Source organism: Shewanella sp. HN-41 (assembly GCF_000217915.1).
In the GTDB taxonomy this organism is placed as follows: domain Bacteria; phylum Pseudomonadota; class Gammaproteobacteria; order Enterobacterales; family Shewanellaceae; genus Shewanella.
On sequence record NZ_AFOZ01000040.1, the window covers coordinates 147,477 to 170,618 of the forward strand.

Annotated in this window: 16 protein-coding genes and 2 pseudogenes; 6 read left to right on the top strand and 12 right to left on the bottom strand. The window is 48.6% G+C overall.

Going from position 1 to position 23,142, the window contains the following annotated elements; genetic code table 11:
• Positions 1-59 precede the first annotated feature (59 nt).
• On the bottom strand, positions 60-1,037 hold the full coding sequence (locus SOHN41_RS15290; RefSeq protein WP_007650696.1) for a sensor domain-containing diguanylate cyclase: 978 nt from the start codon (positions 1,035-1,037) through the stop codon (positions 60-62).
• 110 nt (positions 1,038-1,147) lie between these two features.
• Complete coding sequence (locus SOHN41_RS15295; RefSeq protein WP_007650698.1) at positions 1,148-1,483, bottom strand: FKBP-type peptidyl-prolyl cis-trans isomerase; 336 nt, start codon at positions 1,481-1,483, stop codon at positions 1,148-1,150.
• Positions 1,484-1,675: 192 nt separating this feature from the next.
• Between SOHN41_RS15295 and trxC the strand changes: the two genes are divergently transcribed.
• Positions 1,676-2,098, top strand: a complete 423-nt coding sequence (trxC, locus tag SOHN41_RS15300) for a thioredoxin TrxC (protein ID WP_007650702.1) — start codon at positions 1,676-1,678, stop codon at positions 2,096-2,098.
• A 19-nt stretch (positions 2,099-2,117) separates the two neighbouring features.
• On the opposite strand, the pseudogene SOHN41_RS20425 reads toward trxC, so the two are convergent.
• The 4 genes and pseudogenes from SOHN41_RS20425 to SOHN41_RS15315 all read right to left on the bottom strand — a co-directional run.
• Positions 2,118-2,304: pseudogene (locus SOHN41_RS20425) on the bottom strand (Anion transporter); the annotation flags it as partial.
• A gap of 58 nt (positions 2,305-2,362) precedes the next feature.
• The gene (locus SOHN41_RS15305; RefSeq protein WP_007650704.1) at positions 2,363-3,979 is read right to left on the bottom strand and encodes a PepSY-associated TM helix domain-containing protein; all 1,617 of its coding nucleotides are present in this window, start codon (positions 3,977-3,979) and stop codon (positions 2,363-2,365) included.
• Positions 3,980-3,985: 6 nt separating this feature from the next.
• Positions 3,986-4,276 (bottom strand): hypothetical protein, encoded by a 291-nt coding sequence (locus SOHN41_RS15310; protein ID WP_007650706.1) that lies wholly within the window; start codon positions 4,274-4,276, stop codon positions 3,986-3,988.
• Positions 4,277-4,279: 3 nt separating this feature from the next.
• The gene (locus SOHN41_RS15315; protein WP_007650707.1) at positions 4,280-4,534 is read right to left on the bottom strand and encodes a hypothetical protein; all 255 of its coding nucleotides are present in this window, start codon (positions 4,532-4,534) and stop codon (positions 4,280-4,282) included.
• A 340-nt stretch (positions 4,535-4,874) separates the two neighbouring features.
• Between SOHN41_RS15315 and SOHN41_RS15320 the strand changes: the two genes are divergently transcribed.
• The gene (locus SOHN41_RS15320; protein ID WP_007650708.1) at positions 4,875-5,762 is read left to right on the top strand and encodes a prohibitin family protein; all 888 of its coding nucleotides are present in this window, start codon (positions 4,875-4,877) and stop codon (positions 5,760-5,762) included.
• A gap of 90 nt (positions 5,763-5,852) precedes the next feature.
• Here SOHN41_RS15320 and SOHN41_RS15325 read toward each other — a convergent pair whose 3' ends face one another.
• Both SOHN41_RS15325 and zntR read right to left on the bottom strand, forming a co-directional pair.
• Positions 5,853-7,334 (bottom strand): SO_0444 family Cu/Zn efflux transporter, encoded by a 1,482-nt coding sequence (locus SOHN41_RS15325; RefSeq protein ID WP_007650713.1) that lies wholly within the window; start codon positions 7,332-7,334, stop codon positions 5,853-5,855.
• Positions 7,335-7,336: 2 nt separating this feature from the next.
• Entirely contained in the window at positions 7,337-7,867 is a 531-nt protein-coding gene (gene zntR / locus SOHN41_RS15330; protein ID WP_007650716.1) for a Zn(2+)-responsive transcriptional regulator, read from the bottom strand.
• A 352-nt stretch (positions 7,868-8,219) separates the two neighbouring features.
• On the opposite strand from zntR, the gene purH reads away from it, so the two are divergent.
• From purH to SOHN41_RS15345, 3 genes are all read left to right on the top strand, one after another.
• A complete protein-coding gene (purH, locus tag SOHN41_RS15335) occupies positions 8,220-9,818 on the top strand; it encodes a bifunctional phosphoribosylaminoimidazolecarboxamide formyltransferase/IMP cyclohydrolase (RefSeq protein WP_007650718.1) in 1,599 nt (532 codons plus the stop codon).
• Positions 9,819-9,882: 64 nt separating this feature from the next.
• Positions 9,883-11,181 carry a phosphoribosylamine--glycine ligase gene (gene purD, locus SOHN41_RS15340; RefSeq protein WP_007650719.1) on the top strand — a complete coding sequence of 433 codons (1,299 nt, stop codon included), beginning with the start codon at positions 9,883-9,885 and terminating at the stop codon, positions 11,179-11,181.
• Between the two features lie 178 nt (positions 11,182-11,359).
• Positions 11,360-14,578 carry an ImpA family metalloprotease gene (locus SOHN41_RS15345; protein WP_007650720.1) on the top strand — a complete coding sequence of 1,073 codons (3,219 nt, stop codon included), beginning with the start codon at positions 11,360-11,362 and terminating at the stop codon, positions 14,576-14,578.
• Positions 14,579-14,623: 45 nt separating this feature from the next.
• On the opposite strand, the gene SOHN41_RS15350 is transcribed toward SOHN41_RS15345, so the two are convergent.
• From SOHN41_RS15350 to hemE, 3 genes and pseudogenes are all read right to left on the bottom strand, one after another.
• The gene (locus SOHN41_RS15350; RefSeq protein ID WP_007650722.1) at positions 14,624-15,427 is read right to left on the bottom strand and encodes an SDR family oxidoreductase; all 804 of its coding nucleotides are present in this window, start codon (positions 15,425-15,427) and stop codon (positions 14,624-14,626) included.
• A 75-nt stretch (positions 15,428-15,502) separates the two neighbouring features.
• A pseudogene (locus SOHN41_RS15355) lies at positions 15,503-18,081 on the bottom strand (putative bifunctional diguanylate cyclase/phosphodiesterase).
• A gap of 236 nt (positions 18,082-18,317) precedes the next feature.
• Complete coding sequence (gene hemE / locus SOHN41_RS15360) at positions 18,318-19,382, bottom strand: uroporphyrinogen decarboxylase (RefSeq protein WP_007650729.1); 1,065 nt, start codon at positions 19,380-19,382, stop codon at positions 18,318-18,320.
• A gap of 459 nt (positions 19,383-19,841) precedes the next feature.
• Between hemE and SOHN41_RS15365 the strand changes: the two genes are divergently transcribed.
• Positions 19,842-20,327: an Rsd/AlgQ family anti-sigma factor gene (locus tag SOHN41_RS15365; RefSeq protein WP_007650730.1), complete on the top strand. Its 486-nt coding sequence runs from the start codon at positions 19,842-19,844 to the stop codon at positions 20,325-20,327.
• Between the two features lie 165 nt (positions 20,328-20,492).
• Here SOHN41_RS15365 and acnB read toward each other — a convergent pair whose 3' ends face one another.
• Entirely contained in the window at positions 20,493-23,090 is a 2,598-nt protein-coding gene (acnB, locus tag SOHN41_RS15370; protein ID WP_007650731.1) for a bifunctional aconitate hydratase 2/2-methylisocitrate dehydratase, read from the bottom strand.
• Positions 23,091-23,142: the final 52 nt, after the last annotated feature.

Here is a 23,142-nt window from a genome sequence, read left to right on the forward strand (position 1 = left end):
AGATGTCACGAGTTTTACATGCGCACCTTGTCACTCGCTTAACCAGGCCGCCTGAAACATTATTTGAGCGACTGATAGAAACAATATCCATGCTTTCCTTGGTGTTTCACGCGGTACATGGCGGCATCGGCGCGATCGCAACTTTCGGCAAAACTATCACCATCGCCAAAAATATCGATTCCGATGCTCAAGCCTATCTCCACTTCACAGCCTTCTAGTAGAAATTTTTGTCGATACACATCGAGCAGGGACTGGGCGAGTATAGCTAAAGATCCACTATCGGAAGATGGCAGTAAGATCACAAATTCATCACCACCTAACCTTGCAATCTGCGCTAATTCACCCGCGTGGCACACCAGAGTATGCGCCACATGCATCAGCAAACTGTCGCCAAACTTATGTCCATGGCGGTCATTAAGTGCTTTAAAACCATCTAGATCGATAAAAAATAATGCCCCGTGGATACCCGAACGCAAGGAGTCATCGAAAGCCTTGGCGATGGCTTGGCGATTCATCAATTTTGTTAAAGGATCGCTATGGGCTAAGCGTGCTAAATCCATTTCATAGCGTTTTTCTTGGGTGATATCGATATGGCTGCCCATGATCCGCAGCGGCGTGCCGTCGGCAAGACGCTCAACGATACGCCCCCGGTCGGACACCCAAGTGATGCTGCCATCTTTGTGCAGCATTCGGTGCACTACCTGATAGTAATCGGCCTTACCACTGACATGATCTTCAAAGGCTTTGATTACCCATGCTTTATCTTCTGGGTGTAATTTACTTTTCCAGCTATCGATATGGGCTGCAAGTTCTTCACGACTGAAACCTAATAATTCGCCCCAGCGCATATTAAATATGGTTAAATTTCCACTGGGAATATGCTGCTCCCAAAGGCACAGGCCATTACCATCGAGGGCGGCAAAAAGTTTTTCTTCGGCACGACGATTCAACGCCGTTAAATTCGCGTTTTCCCGTTTTAGTTGAGCGATTTCAGCCTGAAGCTGTTTAATCTGTTCCGCTGCGGTATCCGAAGCCACGAAAAATATTTTTCCTTAAGGCTGGCTGATTTACCCAGTCTAAATCAGCCAATGACGAAGTAACATCCTCGCCTGTGCAAGATGAGCCAAACTCATACTCACACCATTGATTAGTCTCGGGTCAGCACTTCTAATAGCTCAATTTCGAAGGTCAGATCCGAATTGGGTTTAATATGTGCGCCCACTTGACGCTCACCATAGGCTAAATGAGCAGGGACTAATAACCTGCGTTTACCGCCCACTCTCATGCCCATAATGCCTTGATCCCAGCCTTTAATCACTCGGCCAGTACCAATCACACATTGAAATGGCTGACCACGATCATAGGAGGAATCAAATTGGGTACCATCCTGCAAAGAGCCGCGGTATTGGGTGGTGATCAACGCGCCCTTTACGGCTTCTTTCCCTTCGCCGACAACCAGATCTATTACTTCTAATTCAGTCATTTAATTAATCTCTTACCCTTCACTTAATACAAGTGACTCATCAAAGTGCCTATTCTAACATCGGTAGGTCTGCTTGTCGGCGTGCGTAGGGGATTTTGTGGCTTAGGACTATATCACTTGGTCCTATCCTCCTTTAAATTCCACCTATTCATCCCCATATTGAGATTATCCCTCAAGCTTAGGAGCTAGATTATGATTATCGCTTGCCCCCACTGTGACACCTTAAACCGCGTGCCCAACGAGCGGTTAACTGAGCAGCCGACCTGTGGTAAATGTAAACGCAGTGTGTTTGCCGCTGCGCCTATCGAGCTTACAAGCGCCAATTTCAGCAATCACGCCCATAAGTCAGAGTTGCCTCTAGTCGTCGATTTTTGGGCAAGCTGGTGCGGCCCCTGTAAAAGTTTTGCGCCTGTTTTTACTGAGGCGGCAAAAGTATGGGAACCCAAATTCCGCTTCGGCAAGATTAATACCGAGGAACAACAAGCGCTGGCGGCCCAATTTAATATCCGCTCCATTCCGACTTTAATGATTTTCAAGCAAGGGCAACTCCTCGCACAGCAAGCCGGAGCCTTACCCAGATCGGCGTTCGATCAATGGCTAAAGAGCTATAGCTAATTTGTGCTTCACCCATAAAAATACCCAGCGCTAAGGGCAACATCATCGCCGTGGTCGCGGTATTGCTGATCCACATGGACAGCAGCCGTGACCCCAAACAACATCAAGCAGGCAATACTGAGTCAACCTTTAGAGATCAGCAACAATTTGGGGGCGATCAAGGTATTAATCTTTTGATGATGCAAGGCTGCGGCGAGCATAAAACCTCGCCTCCTGTTTATTTTTATCTGTTTGGGTGCCGCTGGTGAACAATATGATATTAGCTCAACCCACTAAAAAATCTGGGCTTTTTGCTCCTGTAACAGGAATGGCCCAGACGCTGTCCTGCGGGCCATTAAGCACCCTATGCCGAGTAAGCCTATAGCCATAAAAGAACGCGCCACTAAAGACTAACGCTACCAGATCTACACCCCATGTCGCCGTAGAATAAGGCGCCCATAAGCCTAAACTTGGCATCCATACTGCAACGAAAGAAGTGATTGGCATTGCCAAAGTAGCCAAGGCGCACAAAGGTAAAATCAGCAGTGCCGCCTTCGCGGCGCCGCGCCAAAAGGCATAAATCACTAAGACTGCGAACACGAGATAATACAGCCACAGGTATATGTGATTGATATTGCTCACGTGTACATATAACCACTTCCCCAACAGCATGCTCACCGCCAGAGCGGCAACCGATCCTAGGCAAATCCCCACGGTCGCACTCGCCATTAAACGGCAGGCACGGGTCTGTTCACTCGCCTGTTTTTTACGGCGCTTCTCCAGCCACAGCAAGTTACCGCTGTAAAATAAAAAGGCGCCGCTCAAGCCTAAGAAAAAATACACCCAGCGCCCGAGGGAGCCGCCATAACTGCCAAAGTGGAGCCCAAAGAATACCGCAACGGTTCTCGCCCACATCCCTTTTTCACTGGGGTCAAAAGTGCTATTAGAGACTTTGAGGCTGTAAGGATGCATATATAAGTAGTCGGTTACAGGCCCACGCATAAAGCCATTGGGGTTATATAAGCCCAAACGTAGGGTCGCACGGGGATTATTCAAGTTCATAAAGGTCATTTCATGCACTTGATACTCGGGGGCAAGATCCTGCACCTTAGCCAGAATGGTGCTGATCTTAGGTAGATCGGCGAGAGTGTAGGGCGTTCTGTCGGGTGCGGGCTGGGCAAAGAGCGGTTTTTCACCGTAAACCGCATGCTTAAGCCCATCGTATAGCTGATCATGGAAGGCAAACACTACCACAGTCAGACTGATCACCAGATGAAATGGCAGGCTGGTAATACCGACTAAGTTATGGGCGTCGAGCCAGAAACGACTCTCGCCTTTATCTTTACGCAGGGCGAAAAAGCTTTTGGTTAGGGTCGGCAGTAAAAAAATCACCCCAGAAATCAGTGCCAAGAAGTATAAAAAAGCTGCAGCACCAAGCACATAGACACCCGCCTGATCGTGGCCCACTTCACCCGCAATACCCGCAGTGCGGTGCAATTGGTCAATCAGCTCGGCCAGCTCGCTTGGCGTACTCAGTTGAGTCACTAATTGCCCCTGCTCGTCGAGGCTGGCATGCCAAAGTTGGTTGCTCATGCTGAGTTCACGCTCCGAGCCCTGTTGATACCAGGTCATGGGCGACTGATGCTGATCATTCAAGTGCAAACTAAAGCCGTTTTTCGCCTTATCGTCCAGTGCTAACACCTGCGACACTAACTCATCGAGCCTATCGGTTGAGACTTGCGGCAAAGTCACAGAGGGCGGCATTGACCAAGCGTCAATCGCCCCCTTAAACATAGTGAGCGATCCGGCATAAAAACCGATAAACAATACGATTCCGGCGATGATCCCTGTCCAAATATGGATAGACTGATACACCCTTAACACATCACTGCGAACTTTCATCCCTTATCACCTGAAGGTATATAAAACTATATAAGTCAAAATATTAAGCGAACCTAAATAACCAAAGGCCCGTAACCCGGTTTTAAAGAGAAAACTAAAACTTAAGATCAACAGCCAGATGGGCGCGATCAACCACATATTGACCTGCACCTTAGTATCGGCATCGATTCCACCCGGGCCAAACCAGGCAAATAATCCCACTAGACCCAAAGCTAAGGTAAAACCTAACACTAACCCCGCCAGTGACTTAGTCCACCAGTCGGGTTGTAACTTGTCCTTTTCAGCTAAACGCGCCATGGCTTATTTCCGACCGATAAGAGAGATAAAAGGCACTAAGCCCGAGAGCAACATCAGTAGGGCTATCCAGATAAACATTGCGGCACTGAAGGTGAACAGACTCAGCAAACCAATCAAGCTGACGAGGGCAAGCCCGTAGGCGAGTAACCGCCAAGGCCGCTTAGGCAAAGGGCGGACTAATAGTTTTTGCTGCTTATTGGTCAGATAACACAACAGGCAAGCCGTCATCGTCGACAACAAAAAGATGAGTTGCAACACGGTGATTTATCCTCTTACGACAAAGTGTTAGCACAACTAAACCCACTGAGCTCTACCCCTTTGCGCCTCATTCCCACAAAGCAATAACTGGGCGAAATGATAGAAAATTGAGTTAATTTCGGGACTCTAACTTTGGTGAGAATAGTTCGCAATAACATTTACACTGTAAGGATAAGCAATGGCATCTGAGTCACACATCGACAAGTCCAATGCAGTCTTGTTGCCTCATGTTAACCATTAAGATACATTTCACTGCAAAATGTAACGCCAAGTGATTAAAACTAAACCGTATTTAGCCCCAATAAACTCGCCATCGCAACATATCAGCAAAGGAAGCGACATGATAAAAACTGAACTTAACCTGCCAAGCTCTATTGGCCTCTCTAAAATCATCCCCCTGGTGATTTTACTGATCCTGTTTATTTCACTCTTTGGCAGTTGGTACACGGTTGACCAAGGTGAGCGCGGGGTGATTCTGCGTAACGGTAAGATCATCGGCACTGCCGAGCCTGGGCTTGGCTTTAAACTTCCCATCTTTGATACTGTGGTTAAAATCTCCACCCAAACCCATACCACCAGTTACGGCTCACTGCAGGCCTATAGCCGCGATCAACAACCCGCCACACTCAAGGCTTCGGTCACCTTTAACATCCCACCTGATCGCGTCGAAGAAGTTTATGCAAACTTTAAAAGTATCGATGCCATGGTGGCTCGCCTACTCGACAGACAAGTCCCCACTCAAGTGGAAAATATTTTTGGTAAATACACGGCGATCTCAGTGGTGCAGGAGCGGATAAAATTTGGTATCGATGTTACTAACGCTATTACCCAATCCGTTAAAGGACCGGTGGAAATCACCTCAGTACAAATTGAAAACATTGATTTTTCAAATGCCTATGAAAAGTCCGTCGAAGATAGAATGCGCGCCGAAGTTGAAGTGCAAACTCAATTGCAAAACCTTGAGAAAGAAAGAGTCAGCGCGCAAATTGCTGTCACTCAAGCACAGGCACAGGCTGACTCCCAATTAGCCCGCGCCAAGGCCGAAGCCGAAAGTATTCGCATTAAAGGTGATGCAGAAGCCTCTGCAATTAAGAGTCGCGCCGAGGCATTGGCACAAAATCAAAACTTAGTTGAATTAACTAAGGCAGAAAAATGGGACGGTAAACTACCGACGACCATGCTGCCAACGGGCACTCTGCCCTTTATCGATGTGAAAAAAGCCAATTAGCTTTGGGTGTTAACCGACAATAAAAAATCCCAGTGTTAGACTAACACTGGGATTTTTTATTAACTCACCCGATAGTGCTCAATGAGCCGATTAAGAACAGCAATCACTGCGGCGGACCCAACTTCTAGGGATCTTTTCAAATACCACTTTTGCCATTAATAACGCCAGCAATATGCCCGAGGTTGCCACTAACCACTGCGGTAATATTTGGTGCTGCTCACCAATCTGTGGCATCACCACAAAGCCAAAGGTATCCACCAGATAATTGACTAAAACCCCCGCGACTAAGGCCACACCAAGTACACCACCAAGATAACCATAGAGTGCGCGCTTACCTAACTCCTTAGTCACCACACCTAAGGTGGCGATATTGGTCGCGGGTCCCGCCATCATAAACACCAGCACTGCGCCGGGGGACACACCCGCGAGTAATAGCCCTGCAGCAATCGGAGTCGATGCCGTTGCGCAGATATACATAGGAACTGACACCAGAACCATAACTAACATGGCTAAGATACCGTCGCCCCACTTAGCTAAAAAGTCTGCGGGAACATAGGTTTGTACCAGTGCAGCAAAGAATAATCCCACCAACAGCCACAGAGTTGTATCACGCACTAAATCCGTGGCAGCATATTTAAGGCCAATACCGACACGGCTTAATATGGATTGCGACTTAAACTCGGTCGCCATATCTTGAGTCGAAGCGCAGCAACTATCCGCTTGAGCTGAAGCATGAGTATCAGATACAGCCTTGTTTGAAGTGCCACAGCAGGCGCCTTTTTTCACCACAACAATTTTTTCAGGCTCAGCGGCTTGGCTACCACAACATGAACCCGTGCTTTCGGCTTTAACTGCATTGACCTTAGCCACAGATCCCATCGTTTGGCCACCCACAGTCATTAAACTGGGAGAACCAGCCATTAAGCTCGGCGCCGCCATAGGCGTCATTTTAATCTTCGCCTGTTGCTCGGATTTTTGAGCATTAGCCCCATCACTGCTGCAACAGGACGACTGAGGTTTAACGGGCGCGACGACTTGATCCTTAGTCGATGAACAGCAGCTCTTGACCGCTTCCGTTTTTACCATTGCAGGCTGAGCCACTGATTTTGATCCGCAGCAAGACGCCGCAGGGACCAGTTCCTCCTGTGCTGCTGTCTTCGCAGCAGGCTTACCATCGTCGTCATCGCGGCCAACGAGTAAGCCAGCGACAATCGCACTGGTAACGGCCGCAATAGGCCTAACGATCGCCATAAAGGGGCCGAGTAACACATAGGAAACTGTCACAGAATCGACGCCCGTTTCTGGCGTAGAGACTAAAAAGGAAGTCGTTGCCGCTTTAGAGGCACCTGAGCGGCGCAGCCCTACCGCGGCAGGGATCACGCCACAGGAACATAAAGGCAGCGGCGCCCCCAGCAGCGCCGCCTTCACCACAGTTTTAAAACCGTGACCGCCGAGCTGCTTTTGCATCCACGCCATTGGCACGAATACCTTTAGTAGTCCAGCCAGAATCAAGCCCAATAACAACCAAGGTGCCGAGTCTAAAAACAGATCAATAAAATTTTTCAATAACATAATTAATTCCCTGACTCATCATGGATTGTTTTGCCGTGAGTATGCTGGTGCGACTCATTTTGATGTGCTTTGTGCTGATGTGTTTCATGCTGATTTCCATCGTGAGAGTGATGCTCAACACGTACCCGCTCAGTACTGGATTCCAACGCCTCTAAGATAGAGCAATGTTCGGCGCTACGCGGCCCGCCGCAACAGGCATCGGACAGACTCTGCAAACTGGTTTGAAAATGGTTCAGCTCGGCGATTTTGGCCTGCACTTGGGCCAATTTAATATCGACCATGCCCTTTACATCGGCGCAAACGCGGTTAGATTTATCGAGTTCGATTGAAAGCAATTCACTGATTTCATTGAGAGTAAAACCCACGGCCTTCGCCCGTAAGATAAAACGCAGTCGCGCGGCATCGGCCTCGGTATACACCCGATAGCCAGACTCGGTACGGCTCGAAGGCGCGAGCAGGCCGTGCTTCTCATAGAATCTCAACGTGTCGGCTTTTACCTCACACACATCCGCCAGCTCACCAATACGATACATGTCTTCATCCTTTGCGAAATAATCCACGACTCAGGGATCATTTCCAGCATACAACTCAATAGTGCGAGTATAAACCTTAGAGCCTACTCCAAGGTCAAGGGGTAATTTATACTTTACATAAAGTCAGCCGAGTCACGTCACTTTGTTCTGATATGAATATTGTGAAATCACGCAGAAAAAACACCCGTAAATGCAGTTTTACGGTAGAATACGCGCGCCGTGATGAAGGGATAAAAAGTTAGCTAATAAAGTAAAAATAGGACCAAGGGACTTTTGGAAAGCGGGGCAGCGCTAAGGCTGTCCTGTTTTCCGAAAGATCCTTGAAACTAAAATAACTGGACCCTGTACCCAAATGACTGCTGCAAATAATGCCAGACCCATTCGTCGCGCGCTGTTAAGCGTTTCAGATAAAACCGGAATTCTCGAGTTCGCCAAAGCACTTCACGCCCAAGGTGTGGAGCTGTTATCAACTGGCGGCACCGCTCGCCTGTTAGCGGATAACGGCGTGCCTGTTATCGAAGTATCTGATTACACAGGACACCCTGAGATCATGGACGGTCGTGTTAAGACGCTGCACCCTAAAGTGCACGGCGGCATCTTGGCGCGTCGCGGTCTTGATGAAAGCGTTATGGCTGCCAACAACATCAATGCCATCGATCTGGTTGCGGTTAACCTTTACCCCTTCGCTGAAACTGTGGCTAAAGCCGGTTGTACCTTAGAAGACGCTATCGAAAATATCGATATTGGTGGCCCAACTATGGTGCGTGCAGCGGCAAAAAACCACAAAGACGTCACCATTGTCGTTAATGCGGCCGATTATTCACGCGTACTGGCGGAAATGACGGCAAACAATGGCAGCACCACCCATGCGACGCGTTTTGACTTAGCGATTGCAGCCTTTGAGCACACCGCGGGTTACGATGGCATGATCGCCAACTACTTCGGCACTATGGTTCCTGCACACAGCACGGACGAATGTTTCGAAGACTCTAAGTTCCCACGCACCTTCAACACTCAATTAGTGAAGAAGCAAGACTTACGCTATGGCGAAAACAGCCATCAAGCGGCGGCTTTCTATGTCGACACGAAAATTGATGAAGCCTCTGTGGCGACTGCAATTCAATTACAAGGCAAAGCCTTGTCTTATAACAACATTGCCGATACCGACGCTGCCCTTGAGTGTGTAAAAGAATTCAGTGAGCCTGCCTGCGTTATCGTAAAACACGCTAACCCATGTGGTGTTGCACTGGGTAAAGACCTGCTCGATGCCTATAACCGCGCCTATCAAACTGACCCAACGTCAGCCTTCGGTGGCATTATCGCCTTCAACGGCGAGTTAGATGCTGCGACGGCGAGTGCTATCGTTGAACGTCAATTCGTTGAAGTGATTATCGCCCCAAGCGTCAGCCAAGCGGCGCGCGATGTGGTGGCGAAGAAGACCAACGTGCGTTTATTGGAATGTGGTCAGTGGAACACTAAGACCCAAACCTTAGACTACAAACGCGTTAACGGCGGCTTACTGGTTCAAGACCGTGACCAAGGCATGGTTGGCTTAAGTGACATTAAAGTGGTCACTAAACGTCAACCGACTGCAAGTGAACTGAAAGACTTAATGTTCTGCTGGAAAGTGGCTAAGTTCGTTAAATCTAATGCGATTGTCTACGCCAAAGACGGTATGACTATCGGTGTTGGCGCAGGCCAAATGAGCCGCGTTTACAGTGCCAAGATCGCCGGTATCAAGGCCGCCGATGAAGGTTTAGAAGTAGTGAATTCTGTGATGGCCTCCGATGCCTTCTTCCCCTTCCGTGACGGTATCGATGCCGCAGCGGCGGCGGGCATTAGCTGCATCATCCAACCGGGTGGATCAATGCGCGATGCTGAAATTATCGCCGCAGCAGATGAGCACGGCATGGCCATGGTGATGACGGGCATGCGCCACTTCCGTCACTAATGCCACTAGGGCCTAGGAGCGAGATTCTAGGCCCTTATCAATTTCGATTCATGGGAGTTTTACAATGAAAGTATTAGTTATTGGTGGCGGCGGTCGTGAACATGCCCTCGCATGGAAAGCTGCCCAATCGGCTCAAGTTGAAACTGTCTATGTTGCGCCAGGCAATGCGGGTACAGCCCTAGAACCTAAGGTTGAAAATTTGGCGATCAGCGCTACCGACATTCCTGCTCTGCTCGATTTCGCCAAAACCAATCACATCGAACTGACCATAGTCGGCCCAGAAGCGCCATTAGTGATTGGTGTCGTCGATGCGTTCAATGCGGCAGGTTTGCCGATTTTTGGCCCAACGAAGGCGGCAGCGCAGCTCGAAGGTTCAAAAGCGTTCACTAAGGACTTTCTAGCCCGCCACAATATCCCTACGGCAGGTTACAAAAACTGCACTGAGATCAGCGACGCCAAAGCCTTTGTGCGTGAGTTAACGGCCACAACGGGTTATCCCGTCGTCATCAAAGCCGATGGTTTAGCGGCGGGTAAAGGTGTGATCATCGCCCAAGACCAGGCCGAAGCGGATGCAGCAATTGATGATATGCTCGCCGGTAATAAGTTTGGCGATGCCGGTTCGCGCGTCGTCATTGAAGAATTTCTTAAAGGCGAAGAAGCTAGCTTTATCGTTATGGTCGATGGCAAAAACATTCTGCCAATGGCAACCAGCCAAGATCATAAGGCCCGTGATAATGGTGACTATGGTCCAAACACTGGCGGTATGGGCGCTTACTCACCTGCACCTGTGGTGACTCAAGCCGTGCACGACTGGACAGTGGCCAACGTGATCCGCCCAACGGTGGATGGAATGGCGGCAGAAGGCAATGTCTACACCGGCTTTTTGTATGCAGGTTTGATGATAGCGCCCGATGGCAGCGCCAAAGTGCTTGAGTACAATTGCCGCTTCGGCGATCCAGAAACTCAGCCAATTATGATGCGGTTAAAATCTGATTTAGTGGAACTCTGTTTAGCCGCTACCCGTGGCGAGTTAGATAAAGTCACCGCTGAATACGACGAGCGCGCAGCTGTTGGTGTGGTATTAGCCGCAGGCGGTTATCCTGATGAGTATCGCAAGGGTGATGTTATCGACGGTCTAAGCCTTGGCGATAACAACGGCAAAGTCTTCCATGCGGGTACTGAGATGAAAGACGGCCACGTGGTCACCAACGGTGGACGCGTCCTCTGCGCTACCGCACTGGGTAACACAGTGACCGAAGCGCAGAAAGCTGCCTATAAATTGGTTGATGAAATCCACTGGGACGATGTGTATTTCCGTACCGATATTGGTTACCGTGCAATCGCCCGTGAACAGCAAGATTAACGACTCTTTGAATTCATTAAACCGGCTTAACGCCGGTTTTTTTATGCCTGAATTTTGACGATCGTCAATTATAAGATAATGATTTTAAATAAAATAATATAATTAAACCTATTGAAAATGAAGGCGGCAAGATACAATGTCGACCGAATGTTAAATGCCTAAACACTAAGGATCGCCCATGAGGATTAGACTGCTGTGTGCCTCCATCGCCATACTGCTTAGCGGATGCGGTGGCTCAGAAGATGCTGACACGATAACACCACCCACTCAGCCTCCAGTCCAACCTCCCGCGTCGGTGCAATACACCGCCAGTAGTGTATCGGCAAGTGGCGGAGCCTTAGAGCCAAGCAGTCAAAAAGTAGAGTCGGGTAAAAGCGCCATCTTTAGCATTACTGCCGATACCGGCTTTGCACTCGAAGGCATTACTGGCTGTGGTGGCTCGCTCAATGCGCTAACTTACACCACTGCGGCCATGACGGCGGACTGCACTATCACGCCGACATTTATCAGTAATGCCGAAAATGCCATCAAACATCAAGATCACAGGCTTGCGAGTGCGAGTGAGTTAATTGATTTCAGTATCACCGAACTCGCCAATATCGATGTTAAACGCAAAACCGAGATAAATCAGTTATATCAAGGTGTCGGTAGCAGCATCTCTTGGCACCCGACCCATGACTCTATTACTTTTTCGAGCTTTATGCCGGAGAACACTTTTACTGTCTTGCCATCGAATGTCGATGGCAGTGGTGCAAGCGCGGTTCGCGGCTTAGTGATGGCAGGCGAGCAACAGGGGCAAAGATATGCGGCCATGGCGGGGAATCTCTTTTCCATCAACACCTCGGCTCAAACCGATACTTTGCTGAAAAATCTTTTAGGCTGGCTGACCAAAGGCGCCGATAAAACCGATGGTCTCAGCATAGTGACAGCCCAAATGCCGAGCAAAGCCGACAGTTGGTACTTTCCCCATAACGAAGGTATTCGCACTTGGCTTACAAACAACTACCCCGCAGCCCATAGCATTAATGCCGCAAATAGCTGTGACTACAGTGAACTGGCTAATTGTATCGATACCCTAAAGCCGGATTTAATCGTTATCAGTGACATAGACCGTCAATCTTTGGGTTTTGCAGGCATTAAAGCCGCTATCGCTAAGGCTAAAGCGGCGGGTATTCCCTTGCTGGTCTCTAACTACTGGCGCAATCAAAGCCCGATGCTCTCACCGCTTTACCTCGAAATGGGACTTTCTACCTCGGGCAATTACTGGTCAGAACTTAATGCCAACAATCTCAGTGTGATCGACATTTTGGCCGAAGATACAGCCCTGACCAAGGTGCATAATCTGCTCGGCAAACTCAATGAAGCAAGCTTCGACACCTCAGTACTTAACGACTGCACAGGCAATTATCTCAGCTGCAATGCTGCCGTCTTTGTTGACTCGTTCAAGGCGGGTGCCGATTGGTATCGCAGCAATGCCGAAACCTTAGATAACAATACAATTGATGTGTTTACCAAGGCAGACTTCCCCTTGATGAAGGCCGGACTGCTCCTCGCCGATAAGTATCGCAGCGAGATTGACTATCCCATAGCCTACAGCGAGCACGCACAATGGCAGCAGGCACTGTTTGCCGATTGGACCGTAAGCTACGCCCGCGCCCATAACTTAGCCCAGCCAGATTTGGGCGAATATGTTACTGACAGAGCCAACCTCAGCAAGGGCAGCAATGCGCACTACGCTTACCCTGCGACCGTCACAGAACGTAAAACCATTGGTGTACCCTATGCAGGTCAATGGACGACCACGGGCTGGTATGCGCTGCCGGGTCAAACCATCAAACTCACTCGCCTCGACAGCAGCACTGCGAATGTGGAGATCAAACTTAACTACCACAGACGCAACACCAACCGTGCCTTTGAACAGAAAATCTACCGTGGCCCATTGGAGCTGGCACAGCAACGCCTGCGCTTAGCACAAGGAAGAAGTATTGAGTTTTCCTCCCCCTATGGTGGCCCCATTTACCTCTACATCAGTGGCGGTGAAGGCGCACTCAATGTCGATGTGAATGCACAAAATGTGGCTAAACATCCAAGCATTATGGATTTTACCAATCCAGCTGAAATCGCGGCCTTTAACGATCGCATTCAAAATACCGAATTACCCCATGTGGACTTGCGCACCGATGGTGCAGAGCAGCATCTGCGTCGTGACCGCTTCTTAAACGCGATTGGCACCGATATGCCCGATGTAAACGCGCTACTCAGCAGTATTGTCGATGATCATATCAACAGCGTTTACACCTTAGCTGGCCTTAAAATTCAAGGTAAGAGTTTAAGTGAATCCTTACCCGCCGATGTGCTGTCGGCCTGCAAAGGGCTGTTTGGCGATGACTGTATCGACAATAGTTTGCATACCCGCAGTATCATCCAACATGCTAACTATGACCAAAATGCCCACTGTGGCGCCGGTTGTAGCGGTAATCCTTGGGATGCGGCATGGAATATCGACCCAACGGGTTGGGGTGATAACCATGAGTTAGGCCACAATCTGCAAACCAACCGCCTCAACGTGCAATATGCCGCGGCCAGTGATACTGACGACTGGGCGGGCTATGGCAGTCGTGCAGGGGAAAACTCCAACAATATCTTCCCCTATGTGGTGAAGTGGAAAACCCATTATCTGCGCGATGGCAATACAGGTACGGTTACTGATGGCCACATGAACCACAAAGATCTCTTCTATGTGTTTATGTCCGATGCCGCGGGCACAAAAGATACCAGCGGTAAACGCGTGGTGTTTGGCGCTAACTGTAAAGTGATCGATGCGGGCGAAGACAGATACACAGCACCTTGGGCCAGCAATGCTTATGCGGTGCATAACGGCTATCGTATGGCGTTTTACATTCAAATGGCACTAAAGGCTCACGGCCTGACGCTAAGCGATGGCACCATGCTGAACAATGGCTTTAATCTCTTTACCTTGCTGTATCAACACAGTCGTATGTTCGGAAAGTATGCCAATAACCCCAGTGATTGGGAAGCGAACCGCAGCAAACTGGGCTTTAGCCAGTTCCCATTTGACGGCAATAGTGTCTACGGCGGAAAAACCGTGAAGGATATCCCCGGAAATGATTTTATCTTGGTGTCTTTGAGTCAGCTTACAGGCAAAGATTGGCGCAGCCACTTTGATATGTTGGGGCTGCGCTACTCAAGCCTTGCGGCCGCGCAAACAGCCATCAATGCGACGTCGGGGGCTATGCCCATGGGCATGTATGAGTTAGAAACCGATTTACCACCAGCCAATATGAGCCAAGGGCTAGCCTTTGTGCCACTATCACTCACCGATGGTACAACTCTATGGAAAGGTGTGGGTTCACCAACCCAATGCGCTAAACCTTAGTGAGTACACCCGTTTGTGCACGCCAATAGGAGTGTGCAATAACGGCTAATGCCCGGAGGCAATCGCCCTGCGGGCAATTTTATCAATTAAGCCTGGGGCGATCAGTTTAAGCCAACGCCCAAGGCGACCACGGAACGAAGTAATCAACTGCCGCCCACGGGTCGCAATCACAGGTAACATCATATTGGCGCATTCCTCTGCGGTCAGGATTTTCGACTCCTGCATGGGGGACTTGCCTAAGGGTTTACCACTCCCATCGAGGGCGCGTTTGTGGATTTGCGATACCACAAAATCGGGGCAAATGACTGTCACGGCGACATTATTGTCCGCTAACTCAATCCGCAAAGAGTCGAAAAAACCAATCACAGCATGTTTAGAAGCGGCATAACCGCTGCGGGTCGGCACCCCCGTTAACCCAGCGACCGACGCCACTGCGACCACTTGGCCTTGGCTTGCCTTTAAATGGGGTAAAGCGGCATGGGTCAAATAGGCTGGTCCGAGATAATTGACGCGCATAATCTCGTCTAGCACCGAGAGCTGGGTCAGTTCATCGAAGCGCGACCACATGGTCATGCCTGCATTATTAATTAAGATATCGAGACGACCATAGTGGGCAATCGTCGCTTGGATCAGTGCCTCACACTGTTCAGGACTCGTCACATCGGCGGCAAATATAAAAGGAGTGGGGCCATAATTGGCAATTTCGAGGGCGAGTGAAGCAAGGCGGGTTTCATTGCGCGCACTGAGTACAAGTTGACACCCTATACGTGCCATTGCCGTCGCAAGCGCTCGACCAATACCTTCTGAGGCACCCGTGATAACCACGACTTTGCCAGTGAGTCCATCCATAACTATTCCCTTGTTATTTGTGTGTTAATTATGCCTTGAGGTAAACTGTCATAATCATACTAAAAGCGCAATCCTTTATGCGCTTTGCGCGATTTCTATCCCATATTGTTCACGATAGTTAGCGAGTGGTTGCGGCCTGCCGATGGCGTAGCCCTGCGCATAGTTGATACCTATACTTTGCAAGCAATCTATAATATCTTGATTTTCAACAAATTCAGCAACAGTTTCAATTCCCATTACCCGACAAACATCCTGAATCGATTTGACTATGGCATAGTCTTTCGCATTCACGGCGAGATTTTTAACGAAGCAACCGTCAATTTTTACATAGTCCACGGGCAATTCTCGCAAATAGCCATAGGAAGCAAAGCCACTGCCAAAATCATCCAATGCAAATGAAAAACCTAATTTACGTAACTGTTTGAGCATTTCCATTCCACGATGACGATTTTGAATCGCCGTGGTTTCGGTAATTTCGAAGCAAATACATTGGCTTGGAATATCAAAGATACCTTGTTGCTGGGCGATGTATTCCACCATACCTTCGGCACCCAAACTATTGCCCGAAAGGTTAATAGAAATACAATGATCAGGCCAAAGGTCGGGATGCAGGGACAACCATAAGAAAGCTTTGCGGATCACTTCTTTATCGATCTCAGGCATCAACTTGAAGCGCTCTGCGGCGGCAATAAACTGTGCGGGAGCGAGAATTCGGCCACAGGGTTCCTGTATACGCAGCAAAATCTCCATCCGCTGACGCTTAGACCCAGCACCTAGACCTCGGATCGGCTGGTAGTAGAGGATCAGTTCATTGTCCTCAATCGCCTGTGCAATCCTCACCGCCCACTTGGGCGCATTTCTTTGATAAGTGAGTTCTTTATCCCTATCATCGTAAAAATGGATTTGATTCGATCCCTTGGCCTTAGCGGCAATGCAGGCAATATCGGCGTCTTTCAAGAGTTCTTGGGCATCAATAAAAGGGGCGCGCCCAAAGGCGACACCTATGCTTAAGCCCACTTTATAGTGGCAATTTTTGTCATCTAACACTTGCTGGGCCACCTGAGCACTCACCTGCTTTAGAAGCTGCGCCGCAGATAAGGCCGTACGGTTACACATGACTAGCCCAAACTCATCGCCACCAAGACGCGCCAGCAGTTCCTCAGGCCCAAGACAAGCTTGCATTGCCTTTGCCACCATAGCCAACATACGGTCACCTGCTGCATGACCACAACTATCGTTGATCAACTTAAATTGCTCTAAATCGAGGTAACAGACGGCAATACTCTTAGCATTGAGAGTAAAACGGGGGAGACGCTCCTCAAAGGCTTGCCGATTGAGCAACTGAGTTATGCTATCGATATTTGCCCTTCTCTGCAGTTGACGTTGAAGCAACTCTTCTTGAGTAATATCCCGCAGCACCACCACAGTACCGACTATATCTTGATTATGGTTGCGCACATTGCTGATGCTGCGTTCCATAATCCGAGGAGAGGCCGTTAATAACTTAATTTTTCAGTCTGGGGAGCCAAATCACCGAGGCGAATACAATTGAATACCGCTTGATTGAGCGGCTCACTGGCCTTTAAGAGACTCCCAATACTCAGATTGAGGGCGTCAGCACTCACCACACTCAGCAGCAACTCAGCCTTTGGATTCATATAAAGCACCTTAGCATCGACATCGGTCAAAATGACGGCTTCGGCAATGGATTCTAAGGTAATTTTGGCCCGTTCTTTTTGCTGAAAAATTCTTGCTAGCAGGCTATTAACACGACTAGCGAGCACTTCTAACTCTTGGTTTCCCTCCGCCATTACGGGTCGGTAAACACTGGCCATAGGATCGACCAAGCTCAATTGCTGCATAAGGTGCTTAAAGGGTTTAAGTAGGCCCCTGCGAAGCCAAATATAGCCGAGGGCAACAATAAACACGCCCAGCAGAATAAAGCTTAGGGATACCCAGTCGAGCCTAAATTTTACCGCTTGGAAAAGGCCGTCGGAGAAAAAGACCTGTAGATAGATAGGCTCCTGCTTTAAAAGACTTTGAATTTCAATGATATCACTGTGAGTAGATTCAGTGTTTGATGTGGCAATGGCCGAGTGGCTCATAGTCACCTTAGTCACTAAGGAAGCCTGTGCATATTCTAATAGATCACTCTGTGTAAGCTCGCGTGTTAGCAACACATATTCCTTGGGTGCAGAGGCGACGGCCGTGACCACAAAGGCTTGATTGCCAATTAAATAGGCCCCTGCAACTCTCGGTTTGCCTATGGCCATCACGGCATTAGCAATTTCTTGCAGCTTATCCCTAGTAAAAGACTGTTCATTGGGGAAAAAAGCGCGTAACTCACCGTCAGCAAGAATATACCAACTAAGATTGGCCGACATTGAGCTGGAATGCCATGAGGATTCTAAGGTGTTAAGTTGCGACTCATCGAGCTGAGATAGAGGCAAAGCGTAGATATTAGCTAGAAAGGCTAAACGGTCGACATCAATTTGGAATTGCTGCTGGATATTTGCCAGCTCACGGTTAGCACTATCCTGGCGCAATAATTCGACACGATGATCATACCAATAACCAAGACTACAGGAAACGATCACAACCGCAGGAAGACAAAAACCCGCAATAAATACCAATATTTTCTTGCCAATGTGCATCTCTTACCACGGCTTTTAATGACTAAATTGACTAATGGCTTCGCATAATCCTTCGCTGCGCCATGCAACATAGCTCATTTACGAATAGTATTAAACATCACTTAGCTTTATCCGTCGCTAAAGTAAGCAATAGCATGCATTTAATTGCCTTTCACCCCTTTGATTTAACGCAGTAATTCTGTAAATAACATAAAAAACGGACCCTCAGGTCCGTTAATATTTTATCTAGCACTATCTTATTTATGATATTGCTTAGATTGAGCGTGAACCGCCTTAATAAAAGCACCCGCATGATCAGGGTCAACGTGCTGATGAATGCCATGGCCTAAGTTAAATACATGGCCCGACCCTTCACCGTATCCCGCGAGAATTTGACCCACTTCTTCCTCGATACGTGGAATTGGTGCGTACAGCATAGAAGGATCCATGTTGCCTTGTAGCGCTACTTTGTGGCCCACACGGCGACGGGCGTCGGCAATATCCACGGTCCAGTCTAAACCTAAGGCATCACAGCCAGTTTCGGCCATGGCTTCTAACCATAAACCACCGCCCTTAGTGAATAGGGTCACAGGCACTTGGCGACCATCGGCAAAACGAGTCAGACCGTCGACAATTTTCTGCATATAACGCAATGAAAACTCGCGGTAAGCCGTGTGCGATAACGCGCCGCCCCAAGAGTCAAAAATCATCAGCGATTGAGCGCCATTAGCCACTTGAGCATTCAGATACAGAGTAACTGAATCGGCTAGCTTATCGAGTAGCATATGCAGCGCGGCAGGCTCAGCATAGGCCATCTTCTTGATTTTTTCGAAAGTTTTGCTCGAACCACCTTCTACCATATAAGTCGCAAGCGTCCAAGGCGAACCCGAAAAACCGATTAATGGCACTTGGCCGTTTAGCTCACGACGAATAGTGCTCACGGCCTTCATCACATAACCCAGATCATCTTCTGGATCTGGGATAGATAGCTTTTTAATCGCATCGATAGTGTCTGTTGGGCGCTCAAAACGTGGGCCTTCGCCCGCCTCAAAATACAGACCTAAACCCATAGCATCGGGCACGGTTAAAATATCGGAAAACAGAATAGCCGCATCCAGCTCATAACGACGCAGGGGTTGCAGAGTCACTTCACAGGCTAGCTCATGGTTTTTACATAAAGACATGAAATCGCCCGCTTGTGCACGAGTCGCTTTATATTCAGGGAGATAACGGCCAGCTTGACGCATCATCCAAACGGGGGTCATATCGACAGGTTGTTTCAGTAGGGCGCGTAAATAACGATCATTCTTTAATTCTGCCATTTGGCTTGATTCCTAGACTTATTGAGATCCGCTGGGTCGGTAGTTTAGCATTTACGCGAATAATGTAACCAATATGAGCTAATTTATGTGAGCTAATCCCCATCATTGGTGTCCAATTAACCACTTAGCGCTAAAATGTTAACCAGATAACACACCGTTTAGCTATCAGACCAGAAGTCACACTCAGACAGAAAAAAGTTGCACCGGTTCCCCGCCTTTGGTATAAAAAGTCTGCGCTAGCAAGAACAATCAAGAAGCTCGTCGCATCGAGCCTGCTATATATGTTACTCGCCCAACGATAGGTTTCTATCGTTGGGCTTTTTATTTCGGTATTTTTTTATACAAAACAGCTGGTTTGTCCATCGGGTTATTCTCACAAAAGCCGATAAAAAGTGTTGATCAAATAGCGGTTTCTCCCCTACATTAGAAGCATGTCCGGGCACTTAAATGGAATGCATCATGCTGAGAGAACTCGAAAAAGCAGAACAGAAGTGGGGCGGTTCAAATAAGCTTATAGATCAATGGCTAGAAAATCGTCGCAAGCTGTTAGTGCATTACTGTCAAATTGCTGGCTTACCTCCCTACACCAAATCAGAGAAGTCCCTTCCCTCCTTTGAAAATGTAAAATCCTTCTGCGATCTGTTAGTCGATTATGTCTCGGAAGGTCATTTTGAAGTGTACGATCGAGTCGTTACCGCCTGCGAAAAATTTGGTGAATCGAGCAAAACCTTAGCGCAGCAAGTGCTACCCCAAATTACCCCAACAACCAATATCGCACTGGATTTCAACGATAAATACGCCGAAGCACAGGACGACCAAGTGCTGTATCAACTCGATAAAGATCTGTCAGAGCTGGCCCAAGCGATGGAAACTCGTTTTGAGCTTGAGGACGAACTCCTCGAAGTATTGCATAACAAATATTCAGAGCAAGCCCAACAGGCATAACGCCCATCCATGCTAAGGCGCATACATCAGAGTGAGTGCGCTGCATAACATCGTTTTCGTTCGTCTTTTGTGTTCCAATCACTCGATGTTTATTCATTGTCTTGCCCTAACAAAAAAGCCAGCTTGCGCTGGCTTTTTTACATCAAGTGACCTTACGGCAATCGATTACACGGCAGATTGGAAGATCACTTCCGATGCTTTTTTAGTGTAAGAATCGATTTGGTCGAAGTTCAAGTAACGGTAAGTGTCAGCCGCAGTTGCGTCTAACTCTTTCGCGTATTCTTGATATTCTTCAACCGTTGGTAGACGACCCAATAGCGCTGCAACTGCCGCTAATTCCGCAGAAGCTAAGTAAACGTTAGCACCTGTACCTAAACGGTTCGGGAAGTTACGGGTAGAAGTCGATACCACAGTCGAACCTTCGGCCACACGTGCTTGGTTACCCATACACAGTGAACAACCTGGGATCTCGATACGGGCACCTACGCGACCGAAAATCGCATAGTAGCCTTCTTCAGTCAGCTGATCTCTGTCCATCTTAGTCGGTGGTGCGATCCACAGACGGGTTGGCAGTGTCTTAGCAAACTTGTCTAACATCTTACCGGTCGCACGGAAGTGACCAATGTTAGTCATACAAGAACCCACGAACACTTCGTCAATCTTAGTTTGCGCAACAGAAGACAGCAGTACCGCATCATCTGGATCGTTCGGCGCACACAGGATTGGCTCTTTGATTTCGTTTAAGTCGATTTCGATTACCGCAGCATACTCGGCATCTTTATCGGCGCTCATCAGTTCAGGATTCGCTAACCACTCTTCCATGCCTTTGATACGACGTTCGATGGTACGACGATCACCGTAACCTTCGGCGATCATCCACTTCAGCATAGTGATGTTTGAGTTCAAGTATTCGATGATAGGTTCTTTGTCTAACTTGATGGTACAACCGGCAGCAGAGCGCTCGGCAGAGGCGTCAGACAGTTCGAATGCTTGCTCAACTTTCAGTGATTCAAGGCCTTCGATTTCCAGTACGCGACCAGAGAAGATGTTGACTTTACCTTTCTTCTCAACGGTCAACATACCCAGTTCAATGGCCTTTAATGGGATAGCATGCACCAGATCACGCAGCGTGATACCGGGTTGCATCTTGCCCTTGAAGCGCACTAATACTGACTCAGGCATGTCCAGTGGCATAACACCGGTCGCCGCAGCAAACGCCACTAAGCCAGAACCTGCAGGGAATGAAATACCAATTGGGAAACGGGTATGCGAGTCACCACCAGTACCAACGGTATCTGGTAATAACATACGGTTTAACCATGAGTGGATAACACCGTCGCCAGGACGCAGAGACACACCGCCACGGTTCATAATGAAGTCTGGCAGCGTGTGATGGGTGTTCACGTCAACTGGTTTTGGATAGGCCGCAGTGTGGCAGAATGACTGCATAGTCAAATCGGCACTGAAACCTAAACAGGCTAAGTCTTTCAACTCGTCACGGGTCATAGGACCAGTAGTATCCTGTGAACCAACAGACGTCATCTTAGGTTCGCAGTATTGGCCAGGACGCACGCCAGCTACGCCGCATGCTTTACCCACCATTTTCTGTGCAAGGGTATAACCTTTGCCTGAATCAGCCACATCCTGTGGACGCACGAAGACATCCGATGCGGGCAAACCCAATACATCACGGGCTTTGTCGGTTAGACCACGGCCAATAATCAAAGGAATACGACCACCCGCGCGAACTTCGTCTAACAGTACTTCAGTTTTGAGGCTGAATTCTGAAATCACTTCATCGCTGCCGTGACGTTTAACAACGCCTGCGTAGGGATAGATGTCGATCACATCGCCCATTTCCATCTTGCTCACATCAAGCTCGATAGGCAGAGCGCCCGCATCTTCCATAGTGTTGAAGAAAATCGGCGCAATTTTGCCGCCTAAGCAGAAACCACCAGCACGTTTGTTAGGTACGAATGGGATATCGTCACCCATAAACCACAGCACTGAGTTAGTGGCCGATTTACGTGATGAACCCGTACCCACAACGTCGCCCACATACACTAATGGGAAGCCTTGGGTTTTCAACTCTGCCAATTTCTTGATTGGGCCGACTGAACCAGCAACATCTGGCTCGATACCATCGCGGGCATTTTTCAGCATTGCTAATGCGTGCAACGGGATATCGGGACGCGACCAAGCATCCGGAGCGGGAGATAAATCGTCGGTGTTGGTTTCACCTGAGACTTTAAATACAGTGAGTGACACTTTATCGGCCAGTTTTGGACGGCTTAAGTACCAATCAGCATTCGCCCAAGCTTCAACGACTTGCTTAGCAAACTCATTACCTGCTTCCATCTTCTCAACCACATCGTGGAAAGAATCAAACATCAGTAGGGTATGAGACAAGGCTTTAACGGCCAATGGTGCGAGCGCGGGATTGTCGAGCTGCGCAATCAGAGGTTCAATGTTATAGCCGCCTTGCATAGTGCCTAATAACTCGGTAGCACGCTCAGCAGATAGGATAGGTGAGGCAACAGTGCCTTTAGCCACTGCATCTAAGAAAGCAGCTTTAACATAAGCGGCTTCATCAACACCGGGGGGAATTCGATTTTCGAGCAGGTCGAGAACGAAAGCCTCTTCACCTGCGGGTGGATTTTGAACCAATTTAACCAGTTCAGCCACTTGATGTGCATCTAATGGCTTAGGGACTACGCCCTCTGCAGCACGTTCTGCGACGTGTTTACGATATGCTTCTAGCACGGCAACATTCCTCTTTGTTTGGCGCTCTAACAACGAAACTGCACGTCTTCTT